General features: G+C 50.6%; 13 protein-coding genes. 5 read left to right on the top strand and 8 right to left on the bottom strand.

The features are described from left to right. Positions 1 to 152: 152 nt before the first annotated feature. On the top strand, positions 153 to 2,330 hold the full coding sequence (locus GU926_RS08720) for a bifunctional alpha,alpha-trehalose-phosphate synthase (UDP-forming)/trehalose-phosphatase (protein WP_160690991.1): 2,178 nt from the start codon (positions 153 to 155) through the stop codon (positions 2,328 to 2,330). Between the two features lie 712 nt (positions 2,331 to 3,042). On the opposite strand, the gene GU926_RS08715 is transcribed toward GU926_RS08720, so the two are convergent. Together GU926_RS08715 and metX are read right to left on the bottom strand one after the other, a co-directional pair. Further along, entirely contained in the window at positions 3,043 to 4,824 is a 1,782-nt protein-coding gene (locus GU926_RS08715; RefSeq protein ID WP_160690989.1) for a glycoside hydrolase family 15 protein, read from the bottom strand. 198 nt (positions 4,825 to 5,022) lie between these two features. After that, entirely contained in the window at positions 5,023 to 6,042 is a 1,020-nt protein-coding gene (gene metX / locus GU926_RS08710) for a homoserine O-acetyltransferase MetX (protein ID WP_160690987.1), read from the bottom strand. 59 nt (positions 6,043 to 6,101) lie between these two features. Between metX and GU926_RS08705 the strand changes: the two genes are divergently transcribed. Both GU926_RS08705 and GU926_RS08700 read left to right on the top strand, forming a co-directional pair. Then, the gene (locus GU926_RS08705; protein ID WP_160690985.1) at positions 6,102 to 6,524 is read left to right on the top strand and encodes an OsmC family protein; all 423 of its coding nucleotides are present in this window, start codon (positions 6,102 to 6,104) and stop codon (positions 6,522 to 6,524) included. Positions 6,525 to 7,108: 584 nt separating this feature from the next. Beyond that, positions 7,109 to 8,278 carry a trans-sulfuration enzyme family protein gene (locus tag GU926_RS08700; protein ID WP_160690983.1) on the top strand — a complete coding sequence of 390 codons (1,170 nt, stop codon included), beginning with the start codon at positions 7,109 to 7,111 and terminating at the stop codon, positions 8,276 to 8,278. A 146-nt stretch (positions 8,279 to 8,424) separates the two neighbouring features. Here GU926_RS08700 and GU926_RS08695 read toward each other — a convergent pair whose 3' ends face one another. The 3 genes from GU926_RS08695 to GU926_RS08685 all read right to left on the bottom strand — a co-directional run bounded on the left by GU926_RS08695 (position 8,425) and on the right by GU926_RS08685 (position 10,392). Then, positions 8,425 to 8,964 carry a pyridoxamine 5'-phosphate oxidase family protein gene (locus tag GU926_RS08695; protein ID WP_160690981.1) on the bottom strand — a complete coding sequence of 180 codons (540 nt, stop codon included), beginning with the start codon at positions 8,962 to 8,964 and terminating at the stop codon, positions 8,425 to 8,427. Positions 8,965 to 9,168: 204 nt separating this feature from the next. Then, on the bottom strand, positions 9,169 to 10,074 hold the full coding sequence (locus GU926_RS08690; RefSeq protein WP_160690979.1) for a polysaccharide deacetylase family protein: 906 nt from the start codon (positions 10,072 to 10,074) through the stop codon (positions 9,169 to 9,171). 126 nt (positions 10,075 to 10,200) lie between these two features. Beyond that, positions 10,201 to 10,392: a cold-shock protein gene (locus GU926_RS08685; protein ID WP_160690977.1), complete on the bottom strand. Its 192-nt coding sequence runs from the start codon at positions 10,390 to 10,392 to the stop codon at positions 10,201 to 10,203. A 375-nt stretch (positions 10,393 to 10,767) separates the two neighbouring features. Between GU926_RS08685 and GU926_RS08680 the strand changes: the two genes are divergently transcribed. Next, positions 10,768 to 11,826: an oxidoreductase gene (locus tag GU926_RS08680; protein ID WP_160690975.1), complete on the top strand. Its 1,059-nt coding sequence runs from the start codon at positions 10,768 to 10,770 to the stop codon at positions 11,824 to 11,826. Positions 11,827 to 11,935: 109 nt separating this feature from the next. Continuing rightward, on the top strand, positions 11,936 to 12,676 hold the full coding sequence (locus GU926_RS08675; protein ID WP_160690973.1) for a hypothetical protein: 741 nt from the start codon (positions 11,936 to 11,938) through the stop codon (positions 12,674 to 12,676). A gap of 262 nt (positions 12,677 to 12,938) precedes the next feature. On the opposite strand, the gene GU926_RS08670 is transcribed toward GU926_RS08675, so the two are convergent. The 3 genes from GU926_RS08670 to GU926_RS08660 all read right to left on the bottom strand — a co-directional run bounded on the left by GU926_RS08670 (position 12,939) and on the right by GU926_RS08660 (position 17,284). After that, positions 12,939 to 13,880, bottom strand: coding sequence for an SDR family oxidoreductase (locus GU926_RS08670; protein WP_160690971.1), 942 nt, complete (start codon positions 13,878 to 13,880; stop codon positions 12,939 to 12,941). Between the two features lie 372 nt (positions 13,881 to 14,252). Next, positions 14,253 to 16,055 carry a translational GTPase TypA gene (gene typA / locus GU926_RS08665; protein ID WP_160690969.1) on the bottom strand — a complete coding sequence of 601 codons (1,803 nt, stop codon included), beginning with the start codon at positions 16,053 to 16,055 and terminating at the stop codon, positions 14,253 to 14,255. Between the two features lie 272 nt (positions 16,056 to 16,327). After that, complete coding sequence (locus GU926_RS08660) at positions 16,328 to 17,284, bottom strand: PorP/SprF family type IX secretion system membrane protein (RefSeq protein ID WP_160690967.1); 957 nt, start codon at positions 17,282 to 17,284, stop codon at positions 16,328 to 16,330. Between the last annotated feature and the right edge of the window lies 1 nt (position 17,285).

The raw sequence follows: 17,285 nt of genomic DNA, 5'->3' as shown, positions 1-17,285 counted from the left end.
GTGTCTGAAAGAGTATAGGACTTTTTATATATCTCTTAACCTATGGGTAAGGAAACGAGTAAACTATAAGACCCGAGCAGGTGACAGAAGACGGAAAAACTTCCAATTTACTCCTTCTGCCCACTGCTCTATGTGCCATTTAAAGATTTCCTATGTCTAAAACCATTATTATTTCAAACAGACTCCCCATTAAAGTGCAGCGAAAAGAAGAGGGGCTGGCGTATGAAACAAGTGAAGGAGGTTTAGCCACAGGCTTAGGTTCCATTTATAAGGAGGGCGACAACGTCTGGATTGGCTGGCCCGGCCTTTCCTTTGAGGACGAAGAAGAAGAAAAACAGGTTGTTCAGGACCTCAAGCAGCAGAGCATGCACCCGGTCTTTCTCACTGAAAGCGAGATCAAAGAGTTTTACGAGGGCTTCAGCAATGAGACGCTTTGGCCTTCCTTCCACTACTTCAGCCAATACACCGTTTATGATGATGCCTATTGGGCTGCCTACCAGCACGTGAACCAGAAGTTCTGCCAGGCGGTGATGGAACTGGCCCAACCCGGCGACACTATCTGGGTGCATGACTACCAATTACTCTTATTGCCGGCCTATATCAGAGAAGCGTTTCCAGACAGCAGCATCGGGTTTTTCCAGCACATACCGTTCCCTTCTTATGAGGTGTTCAGAATGCTGCCCTGGCGCGAACAAATCTTGAAAGGCATGCTGGGCGCCGATCTGATTGGTTTTCATACCTATGACGATGCCCGCCACTTCCTGAGCTCCGTGAGCCGCATTGCGGGTATGAACACCGCCCAAGGCCTCATTGACAACGGCCACCGCCAGATTATGGTAGACGCGTTCCCCATGGGCATTGACTATACCAAGTACGCGCAGCTGGCCGGTTCTCCAGAGATGAAGGAAAAACTCATTCCCTACCATGAGGTGCTCCATGACCAGAAAGTAATTCTCTCCATTGACCGTCTGGACTATTCCAAAGGTATTCCGGCGCGGTTGCAGGCCTTTGAGCTGCTGTTGCAGGAGTACCCGGAGTTCAGGGAGAAGGTGACCTTGTTCATGCTAGTAGTGCCGTCCAGAGACCAGGTTGAAAAGTATAAGGAGCTCAAAGAAACCATTGACGAACTGGTGGGCCGCATCAACAGCTCTTACCGCACCATCACCTGGAACCCCATTCAGTACTTCTACCGCTCGTTTCCCATTGAGGAACTTTCTGCTTTATATACGGTGGCAGACATTGCGCTCATCACGCCCATGCGCGACGGCATGAACCTGGTCTGCAAGGAGTTTATTGCCAGCAAGCTGGACCAGAAGGGCGTGCTTATTCTAAGTGAGATGGCCGGTGCGTCCAAAGAACTGTCAGAGGCCATCATCATCAACCCCAATGACCTGGGCCAGATGGTACAGGCCATGCGCGAGGCCATGATCATGCCCGAAGAGGAGCAGCAAACCCGCATGCAGCACATGCAGGAGGTGCTCAAGCGCTATGACATTCACCAGTGGGTGAGCATTTTCATGAACCGCCTGGAGTACATCAAACTCAAGCAACTAAGCCTGGCCACCGAGTCATTGTCTAAACAAGAGCGCCAGCAACTGCTGCAAGACTACACCCGGGGCCAGCAGCGCATCTTGTTCTTGGATTATGACGGCACGCTCACCGGCTTCACCCAGAATCCCAAACATGCCTTCCCAGATGAAGAACTTTTGCATTTGCTGGAGTGTCTGACCCAGGAATCTAAAAACCGGGTGGTCATCATCAGTGGCCGTGACCGGAATACGCTGCAACAGTGGGTGGGACACCTGCCCGTAGACATCATTGCCGAGCACGGCGTCTGGATGCGTCCCCAAACCCAGGAGTGGCAGATGATGCACCACCTCACCAATGAGTGGAAGACCGAGGTTAGGCCCATCATGGACATGCACGTGAGCCGCACCCCTGGTTCCTTCATAGAAGAAAAGGATTACTCCCTGGTGTGGCATTACCGCAAGGTAGACCCAACCCTGGGTGAACTCAGGGCCCGCGAGCTGGGCAACCACCTGCAGTTCATGGCCGCCAACATCAACCTACAGGTCATGGAGGGCGACAAGGTGCTGGAGATCAAAAACGTGGAGGTGAACAAAGGAATAGCCGTGCTGCGGTGGTTGGAACTGCTTCCGCATGACTTTCTGCTGGCCATAGGCGATGACCGCACCGACGAGGATATGTTCAAGATGATGCCGGAGGATGCCTATACCATTAAAGTAGGCAGTCAGCGCTCATTGGCCAAGTACCATCTGGATAGTTCTAAGGAGGTAAGGAAGTTGCTGCAGGAGGTATGTGACCAATAATTCGTTTTAACCTTGAGAATCGTTTTTGGCTTGTTTCGGGTGAAACAGGCCAAAAACGGTTACAGGAATTTGATGCTGATCTGTTTAGGAGAAACTACGCAATTCGTTCCCCTTTGAAGGGGGTAGGGGGATGACTTCTTGAGCTGACTTATTCTGTTGCCGACTAAAACCCCTTTTCTAAAAGCGGATTCTCCCCTTGAGGATTGCCCAAACGGGAGTTTGAGGCAGCGAGCGCAGCTCAATAGAGGGGTGTTTATACCAGTAGAGCCACCTTTTCGCCTCTGTCTCTCAATTCTTAACTCCCAACTTTCAACGCTTCTCTCTCCGAGAGAGGTTTGTCACGTTGATCCTTGATGTTCAACCTAACCAAAAGAATCAAGAGCCCCCGAACTCGCTGACCGCTCGGACAGGGCGGGGGCTCAGAGAGGCGCACGCTGAGAAGTGATTCGTTTCATAGTGGGCTTGCGCCACTGCCAGTTGACAAGCCAATACTTTCTCCCTCGGGCAAAGAGACTTAAATTGACCAGTCTCTTTTTCCGAGGTCAAGGGCTGGCGGACTGCTAGGTGAGGGGTTGCAATGCGTTTGCGCCCTGGCGCGTGAGAACATCGTTTTTAGCCTAATTCCCTTAAAACAAGCCAAAAACGGCGCACCTTTATAAAATAGAAAAGGCCAGCAGTATGCTGGCCTTTCTCACATCAAGCAGTCTCCTTTTTACAAGAAAGAAGGTCTGTCCAGTCGTTTAGAGATGCGGTAGGCGGCATTCAACAACCCAACGTGGCTGTAGGCCTGCGGGAAGTTGCCCCACTGGCTTCCGTCTCTGGAGTCTACGTCCTCGCTCAATAAGCCCAAGTGGTTGGTGTATTGGAGGATGTTCTCAAACTCATGCAGGGCTTCGTCTACGCGGCCCACGCAGGCCAGGGCCTCAATGTACCAGAAGGCGCAGATAAGGAACGTGCTTTGCGGCACGCCAAAGTCATCGGCGTGTTTGTAGCGGTAGAAGAGACCTTCGGGGGTTTTGAGTTCGCGTTCCATGGCTTTCAGGTGCGTTTTGGCTACCTCAGAGGCGGGGTCAATGTAGTGCATCATGATCAGTTGCAGCGTGCTGGCATCCAAGTGGTTCTTCCCTATGGCCTGCGTGTACACGCCTCTTTCTGGGTCAAAGCACTGCTCAATCTTAGCGGCGGCCTGTTGCATCAAATCAGTGGCTAGTTGGTGCAGCTGGTCATCCCCGAAATGCCTGGCCGCGCTTCTTGCCGCCGCCGCGCCCGCCCAATGGAACAGGTAGGTGTAAGTGTGGTACTGCGCGAAATCCCGGAACTCCCACAGGCCCGCATCGGGCTCTTCCATGGTGTCTTGGATTTTGTACAGCGTCTTGTAAATCAGCTTCTGGGACTCAATGCGCTCAGCGTCATTAAAGCGGCGGTCAATGTAGAGCGGCAACAAGGCTACCAGAATCTGCCCGTAGACATCGTTTTGAATATGGGTGTAGGCGTCATTACCAATGCGTACCGGCTTGTTGCCTAAATAGCCTTCCAGTTCCAGCTCCAGCTCTGTCAATTTGCTCTGGCCACTGATGGAGTACAAGGGCTGGTAGCGCGGCGTGTCTTTGGCGGTAATGTTGGCGATGAAATGGAAGTACCGCTCCATCTCCTCAAAGTGACCAATGTTGTTGAACGCGTTGAGAATGTAGAACGTGTCGCGCATCCAGCAGAAGCGGTAATCCCAGTTTCGGCCGCTGCCGGGGTGTTCTGGCAAGCTGGTGGTAGGCGAGGCGATGATGGCACCGGTGTCTTCGTACTGGTGAATCTTCAAGGCCAAGGCAGACCGTATCACTTGCTCCTGGAAGAAATTGCTGATGCTGGTGTTCTTGACCCAGTTATGCCAGTACCGCTTGGTCTGGTTTAAGAACGCCTCTACGGTACTCTCAAGGTTGGCCTCCAGCGGCGCGCCGTAGGTGAGTACAAAATAAAGCGTCTCGTTCAAGACAAAATACTGGTCCTCCAGGATATAGCTCAAAGAGGCATTGGTGGTCAGGCGCACGTCCTCGTCCAAGCCCAGAAACGCAATATGGTTAGAACTGCGTCTTCGTTTGAGCTCTAGCTGGCCGTAGTTGCCCACTGGTCTACAAGTAGCTTTTATGCGCGGCGAACCCGCCAGCGGCTCCACTTTTCTCACTAACATGAGCGGCTTGTAATACCGCTGGTGCTGTTTAAAACGCGGCGCGAAGTCAGTGACCCGGTAGCTTCCCTCCTGGCACGTGATTTCTGTGCAGAGAATGTTAGTGTTCTCCACGTAGTATTGGTGCGAGGTGAAATTCTCAGCGTCCGGTTTGAGAGAGAATTCGCCGCCTTTCTGCCGGTCCATCATGGGCCCGAATACAAAGCTGCTGTCAAAACGTGGCCAGCAGAGCCATTCAATGTTAGTGTCTTTGTGGATCAGGGCCAGATAGGCGCAGTTGCCAATCAAGCCCATGTCATACGTGTGTTTCGCCATGCAGAATTTACCAGACGCCGGGATTGTCTGCCGGCCTCTGCCATACCGTGTACCGTTTTGCCTAGGCTGAGGTTTCTAAAAATATGAAGTCCACTCCCCAAACCTGTTTTTGGCCTGTTTTCTGGAAAAGAGGCCAAAAACGAAATTCAGGCAAGCCCTAAAGGTGAAATTGTGACGAGGAAAAGACTGTGTACTGGTTTACTGAATAGCCGGCAACCACGCCTGTAACGCCTGCGTGATGCGCTCGCCTTCAATGATGAAGCCGTCATGCCCATAGTCAGATTCAATCTCCACATACTGAGCGTTGGGCACGTGCTGGGCAATAAACTTCTGTTCCTGTACCGGGCACAATACGTCACTGCTAATGCCAATGACCAGCGTTTTCTGGTGAATCTGTTGTAGTACGTCTGCCAAGTTGCCGCCTCGGCCACGGCCCAGATGATGGCTGTCCATGGCCTTGGTTAGAATCCAGTAACTGTACGCGTTAAACCGACTGACTAACTTGTTACCCTGGTAGTTGATGTACGAGGAGACCCGGAAGTTGTCTAGTTTCTCAGGGTCTGGGTCGGTTTGGTTCTGCTCCAGAATCTGGAAGCTCCTATAGGTGAGAATACCCACGGCCCGGGCCGCTTTCAAGCCTTTGCTACCGGCCGTGTCTGATGCTTCGCCAAAAGTACAGTCAGCTTCAATGGATAGGCGCTGGGTGGTATGGATGGCAATGCCCCAGGCGCTTTCGGCGGCCGAGGTGGCCAGTAAGAACAGGTTCTCTATTCTGCCAGGCTCCCGCAGGCACCACTCCAAGGCCTGATATCCGCCCATGCTTCCGCCGGCCAGAAGGTAAATCTTTTCTATGCCCAGATGCTCCCGCAACAGCGCGTGCGCCCTGACCATGTCCCGGATGGTGACCTGCGGAAACATGGCATAATAGGGTTGGCCGGTTTCTGGATTCACGCTCAACGGGCCCGTAGAGCCATAGCAGGAACCCAGAATGTTGGCGCAGATGATGAAATGGTCCTTTGGGTTGATGGCTTTGCCGTCTGCGGTGACACCGTTCCACCAGTCCAATGGGTCTGAATTAGCAGTGAGGGCATGGCAAATCCAGACTACATTGCTTTTCTTTGCGTTCAACTGACCAAACGCATGGTAGGCCAGAGTGAGCGCTGGAAGGGTTTGCCCGTTCTCCAGTTCAAACGGATGGGGATACTGAAAATAGTTCATGCCGCACAGGGTCCAATGTTCTGCAAAGAAAGGCGCTGTAGGTTTTAAATACGAAGAAAATGATACGAATAGAATTAGAACGCACCGCCGGCGACTACGGCTTCGAGGCCAAAGACACCAACGGCCATGTCATCACCACCGACACCAGCCCCGAAGGCGGCGGCACCAACGCTGGCGTACGTCCCATGCAGATGCTGTTGATGGCCCTGGGCGGATGTGCCGGCATTGATGTGGTCATGATCCTGAACAAACAGCGCCAGACCATCACCCACTTCAAAATGCTAATAGACGGCGAGCGCGAAACCGGCAAAGAGCCTGCCCTCTGGACCAACATCCACGTGGTCTACGAACTAGGCGGCACCATTGACGCAGACAAAGCCGAACGCGCCTGCCAACTCTCCATGGACAAGTACTGCTCCGTGGCTGAGACTTTGCGCCGCGCCGGCGCCAATATTACTTGGGAAGTGAAGCTTATTGCGTAAGCCAGTCCTGAGTCCTTTTTAGTCCTGAGTCTAGAGTCGCGAGTCTTGAGTCTGGAGTGGGTTTTTGGTCTGTTTTCCAGAAAACAGACCAAAAACGATAAATATGCTTCCAGGCCGCAGGCCTGAGCCGGTTACGTGCCAGCAGATAAACAAAACCGTGCGTCAGCACGCATGACTCTGCATCAACAGCCAAGGCCATCACCAGCAACAAGCAAACCACCCATCAAGCCACAACAGAATGGGACCGAAACCAGTCCTGGTCCTGAGCGCCTCTGGTGTTTGTGCGCCGCGGCCAGCGGCGGGAGGGACAAAGTCCCACAAACAACAGCAGCGCGAAGGGCCAGGACGGGGCCCCGCGGCCATGAGCGCTTACCGGAAACTATGAAACACGGCAGGTATTTCGCACCGCAAGAAAGAAACTACTCAGCAACAGCCAACTGCATGCACCCTGCGTGTGAAAGAAAGAAGACTTAATAAGCAGTTGAGGTGGTTGGTGAGGGCACAAACCACGGCTGGGGAACCCCATCAACGGCGAGAATGATTGAAGCAAAAACCTAGCACATCAGCATATTAGCACATTAAGAATGAACTACCATCCCATCACCCAAGTCATCCGCACCCAAACCGAACGCACCCAAGAAATGGAACACGCCACCCCGCTGTTCCTGACCAGCAGTTTCGTGTTTGACAACGCCGAGGACATGCGCGCCGCCTTCGCTGATGAGACCGACGATAACATCTATAGCCGGTTCAGCAACCCCAGCGTGCAGGAGTTCACCGACAAAATGGTAGCCTTAGAAGGAGCGGAGGCAGGCTTCGCAACGGCGTCTGGTATGAGTGCAGTGTTTGCCTCGTTCATGGCCTTGCTCAAGGAGGGAGACCATTTGCTGGCCTGTAATTCCATCTTCGGGAGTACGCACACGGTCATCACCAAGTACCTGCCCAAGTACGGCATTGAATACAGCTACGTGCCCGCAGACAAGCCCGAGGAGTGGGAAGCCGCCATCAGGCCCAATACCAAGATGCTCTATATTGAGACGCCCACCAACCCAGGCCTGGACATCATTGACCTAGAATGGGTGGGGCAACTGACCAAGAAACACAACATCCTGCTCAACGTGGACAACTGCTTCGCCACACCGGTGAACCAGAAACCCATAGAGTTTGGCGCTGATCTGGTGGTGCATTCAGCGACCAAGTGGATTGACGGGCAAGGGCGTGTGATGGGCGGCGTAGTGGTAGGCAAGAAGGAGCTTATAAAAGACATTTACCTATTCTGCCGAAGCACAGGCCCAGCACTGTCGCCGTTCAACGGTTGGGTCTTGAGCAAAAGCCTGGAGACCTTGGATGTGCGCATGGAACGCCACGCCAGCAATGCCTTGAAGATTGCCACCGCCTTGCAAGGCCATTCTAAACTAAGCGCTGTGAAGTATCCGTTTCTGCCCAGCCATCCGCAGTATGAAATTGCCAAAAAGCAGATGCAAAACGGCGGCGGCTTGTTTTGCTTTGAACTCACCGGCGGTTTAGCCAGCGGAAGAAAATTTCTGGATAGTCTGCAAATGCTGTCGCTCACGGCCAACCTGGGCGACACGCGGAGCATTGCCTCGCACCCGGCCAGCACCACGCACGCCAAACTCACCGAAGAGGAGCGCCTAGCCGTCAACATCACGCCCGGGCTTATCAGAATATCCGTAGGGTTGGAGCACGCAGATGATATCTTGAATGACATTCTACAAGCGCTGGAGAAGTGTTAGCCTAACCAAGATTGGTCTTTATTTTAGATTCGATTAAACCTAAGTAGCCGTTAAAAGCTCTTGCATGAAAAAAGCGTTTTTGGGCTGTTTTCTAGAAAACAGCCCAAAAACGCTTTTCTGTTTTAAACCAAGTAAGACTCTGGTTCTTATTGCATGTCCAGCTTTCCTTCAATCGAATCATCTAGCGTAACCCCAGTGGCTGCGCCAATGGCTTGTTTTGCGAACGCCACCGCGTTGCCGTGTTTGTTGTCCCAGTAATAACCGCCGGTGGGCACTACTTTGAGGACGGTGATTCTGGGATCATCCTCGCCTTCAGTGAACCAAGTTTTGAGCATGGGGTTCCAGAGTTCTTTGATCATGGCTTTGTCCTTGCTCACTTCGGTGTTGCCGTAGACGGTCAAGAAGTCTGAGTGCTTGGACCCCTGGAACATCAACTGTACAAACGGGTCTTGCTGTAGTTCTTCAATCTTATGGGAATCGTCTGAGGTCAGGAACCAGAAATTACCGGCCTCGTCTGCTTTCAGGACTGCCATGGGACGGGTAGTGATGGGCTGGCTGGCTTTGATGTTGGTGCAGAAGAAACAGCTTTCGGCGTTTTCTGCCAAGTCTTTCATTTTCTTGGCGGCCTCGGCGCCATGCAAATCCTGGTGGTTCTTCTCGGGTTGATTCTGGTTGATGCTATCCATAGTTTTGTAAGTCGTTAGGTTAGAAAGATGTACTGTGTTTGCCAGGCATCGGTTTTCTTTCTCCCTCTAGCGGTTGAATTTCTATAGAAAGCGAAAACCCGTTTTTGACCTGATTCTGAGAAAACAGGCCAAAAACGGGTTTTGTTTTGGGCGATAGCGAAACTAGGAAATCTTGAATCCTATGTCTTGCGTCTTGACTCTAACCTAAAAGCTATTCTTGATGCTGTTGTGCAAGGTACGAGTGCTCCAGTAGCCGCTGGCTATGATGCGTCTAATGGTGAAGAGCGGGTCTTGCTGGTCGCGTTTGGTGGCGAGTTGGAAGGCTGCCGCGAAGCCGCGTTTCTGCAATTCTGGAATGGCTTCGGGCCTCCACAAACCAAACGGGTACGCGAAGTAGCGGATGGGCTTGCCGGTGATGGCTTCTAGTTGCTTGGTAGGTTTCTCAATCTGGGTAATCCAATCCTTGCCTTCATACTTCTTGACGTTGTGGTGGTCATAGGTATGCGAGCCTATCACGTGGCCCTGGTCTGAGAGTTCTTTGATTTGCGCCTTGGTCATGTAGTTGGGTCGGCCAATGGACACGGTCATCAAAAAGAACACGCCTTTGAAACCGTATTTTTCCAGGGTAGGTTTGGCCACGGTGTACTGGTCCAATTTGGTGTCATCAAAGGTGAGCATGATGGGCTTGGACGGTAAAGGCTTGCCTTCGGTGAGGTAGGCGTAGAGCTGGTCGGGCAGGATGGTATGGTACCCGCTGTCGGCGAGCATCTTCATCTGGGCCTTGAACTCAGCGGGTTTCACAATATAGTCTTTACCCACTTTGCCGTCTTTGGCCGTCCACTCGCGTATCTGGTGGTAGCACAGAATGGGCACCTGTGGTCTGGCCAGAATAGATTCTGCGGTGGCTTTTACTTCCTTGAAGGGAGCGTTGGCAGCAGGTGCAGTGGTGGCCGGGGCGGCAGAAGTAGCCTGCGTGGGTGATGGAGTGGAGCTGGCCGCGGCCGGCTTGGGGGCCTGGGCTTCGGTCTGCCCAGAAAAGGTTAAAAGAAAATAGCCTGCCAACAACAAAACGGGCAAGAGCAAGAAATACCAACTGCGGTTCCGGGTCATACAAAAAGAGATAAAAGAAAGAAAAAATTGCTGGCAGAGGTACCACGCTCTACGTACAGGTAAGGTACAAAAAAAGGGCTTCGCATGTATGCAAAGCCCTTTCCTGAAACTGATATATATTAAAACTTATGCAAGCTTCACATTAACAGCGTTCAAACCTTTTCTGCCTTCTTTCAGCTCAAAAGTTACTTCATCATTTTCTCTGATCTCGTCTACCAGGTTAGACACGTGAACAAAGTACTCTTCGTTTGTTTCTGCATCTTTAATGAAACCAAATCCTTTGGAGTCATTGAAGAATTTTACTTTACCGTTTTTCATTTTGTGATTTTAATAGATATGCAAAGGTAGGTATTCTCCCGAATACTCTATGCTATTTACAAATAAAATTGTTTAGAACCTTACAGGATGAATAGCTTTTATGCCTTGTAAATGAGTGAATTACGTCTTTATTCAGCCTTTTTATAAAAATTGAGTACAAATACGGAGACCGTTTATGGCTTTTACAAAGGCGGCTTATTATTTTTCAAGGGAAGGCCTGATGGCTGACCAACGTTTTTAGACTATTTTCTGGAAAAGAGGCAAAAAACGGGCAAGTCCATGTTTACGTCTTCTCATGGAGAGAATAGTAGAGTTCACCATGATTGGCTTTCTTTGAAGCAGGATTGGTCACAGAATCCGTAATAAGCAGGAATAATGAAGATACACGTAGGATTGATAGGCTATGGCATGGCCGGACAGGTGTTCCATGCCCCGTTTGTAGAGGCCGTGGAGGGTCTGGAACTCACCAGAATCAGGGAATCAAGGGAAGAGAATATTCTTCTGGCGCAGGAGCGCTACCCCAAAGCCGTGGTGACTGCCCATGTGCAGGACATCTTGAAAGATGATGACATAGACCTGGTAATTGTGGCCGTGCCCAACAGCGCCCATTATTCTCTGGCCAAGGAAGCCCTGCTGGCGGGCAAGCACGTGGTAGTAGAAAAACCATTCACCGTCACGTCAGCAGAGGCAGGTGAACTCATAGAACTGGCTAAGGCCCAGCACAAAATCCTCACCGTCTACCACAACCGCCGCTGGGACAGTGACTTTAAAACCGTACAGAAACTAGTGCAGCAGCAACTATTAGGCAACCTGGTAGAATATAGAGCGCACTTTGACCGGTTCAGAAACGCCATCAGGCCCAACACCTGGAAGGAACAAGCCGTGCCCGGCACCACCATCCTCTATGATTTAGGCTCCCACCTCATTGACCAAGCCCTGACCTTGTTTGGAATGCCGCAATCCATTTGGGCAGACATCAGAAGCCAGCGCGAAGGCAGCCAGATTCCTGACAAGTTTGAGACCATCCTCTTCTATGACAAACTAAAAGTGGTTCTCACGGCCGGCATGCTGGTGCGTGAACCCGGCCCCCGCTACATCCTGCACGGCGACAAAGGTTCTTTCTTAAAGCACGGCCTGGACGTGCAGGAGGAAGCCCTCAAGCAAGGCCTCTTCCCGAAGGACCTGCCCGCCACCTGGGGCGTGGAACCGGAAAACCTCTGGGGCCATTTGAACACTGAAATCCAAGGATTACACTTCCTAGGCAAAGTGGAGAGTGAAGTAGGGGACTACCGCGGGTTCTATGAGAATGTGAAGCAGGCTATTTTGGGAGAAGCAGATTTGGAAGTAAAGCCCGAGCAGGCGCGGGATGTGATTAGGGTGATTGAGCTGGCCATGCAGAGCAGTGCGGAGAAGCGGGTGGTGGCTGTGGATTGATTACAAGAGCCTTGCCTTTTGTGAATTCGGCTGCATTATATTCAATATATTGGGATGATACCCAGAATAAGAACCTCTATTTAGAATATTATTGGCCAGTTAGAAAATTATGAAATACCTTTTCATCGTCCTGCTTATCTGGCTCTTTAAAGAGCCAGTATTGGTTAAATTATGGAAATCTTATCCTGTTCCAACCAAAGAACAAGCTAAGGGCTATAATCTGGACTCAAGCGACTGGCAGGTATTTATAAAGGACAACCTAGTTTTAGCTACATCTGACAGATACTTCAAACCAGAAAGCCTTCCATTTGGATTACCAAAGGGATGTAGCAGCGACTTTGGCGGACGACAAACAATAGTCTCATTCCCAGATGGATACTTGGTCGGCTTTGATAAAGGCGAATGGGGCGGTGCGTTAGGTTGGTTTGATAAGAAAGGAAAGGAATGCCTGAAGATATCCGATGACCAAGTGGTGAAGATAGTAAGAGTGGATGATCAGGTATTTGCAATTGAAGGATTAGCGCATCTCTCAACTTCTAGAGGGAGTCTATTAAGAATTTATAAGAAAGGAGGTAAATGGCAAGTGGAGAAGTATCTGGGGCTTCCATACGCTCCGGAAGGGTTAGGAGTAGACAGCAACAAAAACCTTATTGTTATCACTTCCAACAACCTTATAAAAGTAAGAAAGGATAAGAGTATAGAGGTACTTATTAAAGATGGATTTTGGAGCTATGGGTTGTATCCTAACTCGCTGATTATTAAAGATGATGTGGCATTTATTGGAATGAGGAAAGGAGTTCTAAAATACAACCTAAACACAAAAGCCCAAGAATGGCTGATGGATGAATAAAAAATATTAGTTGCAACTACAGCAATTTGCCAAAGCTATTGCATAGTTGAGTCCATTGAACTTCTTGGCTGTCCAAGCCACTACTTCTGTTTTTGCCCTCATTTCTGGAAAACAGGCCAAAAACGATTAACTATAATGGAAAGCGAAAAGCAAATAAGGTTGAGTATTTCTAGAAGCCACTTTGATAGGAAATAACATAAACAGAGAGAGGACTGCCTAAAACAGTCCTCTCTCTGTTTATGGAAAGCAAATGCTTCCCAAATTATGGCTGGCCACCACCTCCTGTAGAGGCGTAAATCTGGCCGGTGGCGTAGCTGGCGTCACTGGCGGCTAGTTGCACGTAGATGGAAGCCAATTCTGCCGGTTGTCCGGGCCGGCCCATGGGCGTGTCACCGCCAAACCGCTTTAGTTTTTCCTGGGTAGCACCGCCGCTCACCTGCAATGGAGTCCAGATGGGGCCAGGGGCTACACCGTTTACCCGAATGCCTTTTGCACCTAACTGCTTAGCCAGAGACCGCACAAAACTGGTGTTGGCGGCCTTGGTCTGGGCATAGTCAAACAAGTCGGGCGAAGGGTCTGTGGCCTGTTCTGAGGAGGTGGAAATGATTGCCGAGCCCGGTTTCAGGTGAGGAAGCGCAGCTTTGGTAATCCAGAAGGGTGCATAGATGTTGGTCTTCATGGTGGAGTCAAACTGCTCCGTGGTGACATCCAGAATGGATTCCTGGGTTTGCTGGTAGCCTGCATTGTTCACCAGAATATCCAATCCGCCCAGTCCCCGTACGGCTTCTTCCACTAGTTTCTTACAAAAGGCCTCGTCACGGATGTCTCCTGGAATGGCAATGGCTTTTCTGCCTTCGGCCTCAATGAGAGCAATCACTTCCTGGGCGTCATCTTCCTCAGTGGGGTAGTAGTTGATGGCCACATCGGCACCCTCGCGCGCGTAGGCAATGGCGGCGGCCCGGCCCATGCCCGAGTCACCACCGGTAATCAGCGCTTTGCGGCCTTGCAGCCTGCCAGATCCCTTATAGGTTTTCTCGCCGTGGTCAGGTACCGGGTCCATCTTGCAGGCCAAGCCCGGCCAAGGCTGCTTCTGGCCTTTGAAGGGTGGCTTCGGGTATTTATCAACGGGGTTCTGGAGTTGGCTTGATTCAGTAGCTTTCTTAGATGAGCCTTGGGTCTTTTCCTCTTTCTTCTTGTCTTTCATGTTCGGGTTCCCTTTATAGCTTAATGATGTTTCAGGCAAGGCAGTAACAGCCGGAAGCTCCCTGCGTTTGCCTAGTAGGTAAGCGTTCCGCTTTTCATAAAACCTACCCATTGCTATACTATCCTGCTTCCAGAACAGTTACTCCATCTGTCCCTTGGGAAATAGCTGCGGTTCTAAAATCTGAGGTGGTAAATGGAGAAAATACCTGACAGCCGAAGAGGTGAAACTAATGTTGGCGCATAAAACCAAAGTAAATCAAAGGGGAATGTCGTTTTTGGGCTGTTTTTCAGAAAACAGGCTAAAAGCGGAACAGCCTATAAAAGAAGAAGCCCGACCAATGTGGCCGGGCTTCTTCTTTATGAATAACTAAGATTAGTTTTTGTCTGAGTAGCGCTTGCGCTCGTTCTCGTCCAGGTAAATCTTACGCATTCTAATGCTCTTAGGCGTGATTTCCAGCAATTCATCCTTCTGGATGTATTCCATGGCTTCTTCCAGAGAGAACTGCTTCTTAGGAACAATTTTCACGTTGTTGTCAGAACCAGAGGCACGCATGTTGGTCAACTGCTTACCTTTCTGGATGTTCACGGTCAGGTCATTCTGACGAGAGTGCTCGCCAATAACCATGCCCATGTACACATCTTCACCCGGATCAACAAAGAACACGCCCCTGTCTTGCAGCTTATCAATAGAGTAAGCCGTTCCTGGACCAGTTTCCATGGCAATCAAAGAACCGTTGATACGGCCTGGGATTGCACCTTTGAAAGGCTCGTAGCTTACAAAACGGTGGTTCATGATCGCCTCACCAGCCGTAGCCGTCAAGACGTTGTTACGCAAACCAATCAAACCACGCGCCGGAATGTTGAACTCCAAGTGCTGCAAGTCGCCTTTCGGCTCCATAATGGTCAAATCGCCTTTACGTTGCGTTACCAATTCAATCACTTTACCAGCAGATTCTTCCGGAACGTCTACTACCAAGTGCTCAATCGGCTCATGCTTCTGGCCGTCAATTTCTTTGAAGATAACCTGCGGCTGACCTACCTGTAATTCGTAGCCCTCGCGGCGCATGGTCTCAATCAAAACTGACAAGTGAAGAATACCACGTCCGTATACCAGGAAGGTATCTTCTTTATCTGTCTCGTCTACTCTTAGGGCCAGGTTTTTCTCCATCTCTTTGAACAAACGGTCACGCAAGTGGCGCGATGTTACAAACTTACCTTCCTTCCCGAAGAAAGGAGAGTTGTTGATGGTGAACAACATGTTCATGGTTGGCTCATCAATAGAGATGCGCTCCAACGGCTCTGGGTTTTCAAAGTCAGCCAGGGTGTCGCCAATGTCAAAGCCTTCAATACCGGTCACGGCGCAGATTTCGCCGGCAGATACAGACTCCACTTTTACTTTACCCAAGCCTTCAAATACCTGAAGTTCTTTGATTTTTACTTTCTTGATAGAACCGTCACGCTTGCAAAGGCTCATGTTGGCGCCTTCTTTCAAGGTACCGCGCTTTACGCGTCCAATGGCAATACGACCCACAAAAGAAGAGTAGTCCAAAGACGTGATCTGCATTTGCGGCGTACCTTCTTCATAAGGAGCCGGAGGAATCACGTCAATGATGGCGTCCAAAAGAGGCGTGATGTTGTCGGTTGGCTTCTGGTAGTCAGTGCTCATCCAACCTTGCTTGCTAGAACCGTACAGGGTCACGAAGTCCAATTGGTCTTCAGTAGCGTCCAAGTTGAACATCAGGTCGAATACCATTTCGTGTACTTCGTCCGGACGGCAGTTTTCTTTGTCTACCTTGTTTACCACCACAATTGGCTTCAAGCCAAGGGAGATGGCTTTTCCTAGCACGAAACGGGTCTGTGGCATAGGGCCTTCAAAGGCGTCTACCAACAAAAGAACACCGTCGGCCATTTTCAACACGCGCTCCACTTCCCCTCCAAAGTCGGCGTGACCAGGCGTGTCAATGATGTTGATTTTCACATCTTTGTAACGAACCGATACGTTCTTGGAAACGATGGTGATGCCGCGCTCCCGCTCCAGGTCATTGTTGTCCAGGATGAGGTCGTCGAACTGTTGGTGGGCGTCAAAAATTTTTGAGGCGTGGATGATTTTGTCTACCAGCGTGGTCTTACCGTGGTCCACGTGGGCAATAATCGCGATGTTGCGGATACTTTGCATTCAGAGGTTATTTTCAGGGCGCAAAGGTAGGGTTTTTTAGGCGTTATTTTATATTAAAAAATAAAAATGCCTTTGACCCAACCAGTTACGGTTCTGGTGTTGTTCAGGGGCTAACAGGAGGGCGGCTTGCTAAGTTCCAGTTTACCCGTCATTAAATGCTAAAAATGCTTGCAGAGCGCCTTTACTTATTCTTTAAAAAGAAAGAGTCGTTTTTGGGCTGTTTTCATGAAAACAGCCCAAAAACGACTCTTATCCGTACCAGTTACAGATGTTTATTTCAGCCGAAAGCCCAGCATGATCTCATGAGAACCTGCGCTGTAGGGCCTGAGCCTGGAGACGGTAATGTCATAGGAATAAGAAAACTGGTACTGCTCTTTAAACTGCGTGCCCAGCAGGCCCACAATGGCGTCTTGCGTACGGTAAGAAATTCCTGCCCATAGCTGGTCATCGGTTGCTTTTCTGCGGCGCTTGCTGAAATGGTAAATGCCTTTCACGTTGACATCTACCTGCACCGGGGCGGGCTCGGCGTATTTAAGTAAGAGCGAAGGCGTGAGCGAAATGTTTCTGTGCACATCAAAGTTATAGCCCCCAGACACAAACAAGTGACGGTACAGGCGGCTCTCATTGTTGGTGTTCTCTGCCTCAAAAAACTTATTGCCCAACACCTGAAACAAGGAAACGCCCACAAAAAACTCTTCGCTGTGCAGGTAGGTGCCCAGGGTCAGGTCTGGCATGAACTTGTTGATGGGGCCAGCCGCGGTCACGGGGTCCAGATGGTTGGAGTTGTCTGCCAGTTCTACCTTGTTGGGGTCAAACTTGAACTGCTGCACGCCCACAAACATGCCAGAGGAAAGGTAGATTTCGCGGTTCAAAGGGACGTGGTAGGCATAAGAAGCCAGCACCGCCGTCTGCTTGGTGGGGCCGGTGTTGTCTGTGTAAATATACCCACCTGCCCCGTGGAAGGCCTGCATTCTGCGCCGGCTTCTGGACCTGCTGTTTTGAAACAAGGCCGTCTCGCCGCTTATGTAGAATGTCTTGGGCGCCCCGTCAAACCCTACCCACTGGTTCCGGAAACCGGCCTTGAAGGCAGGGGCTTTCTCAAACCCGGCCACCGCCGGGTTCAAGAGAAAGTAATTGGTCATGTACTGGCTGGACAGGGCCTTCTGCTGGGCCTCCGCCACAGAGGCTGCCAGCAAGAAGATGAATAAAAGAATGCAATACTTTTTCATA

Origin of the sequence: Nibribacter ruber, from assembly GCF_009913235.1 — a bacterium.
In the GTDB taxonomy this organism is placed as follows: Bacteria; Bacteroidota; Bacteroidia; order Cytophagales; family Hymenobacteraceae; genus Nibribacter; species Nibribacter ruber.
This window is presented reverse-complemented; position numbering and strand designations above follow the sequence as displayed.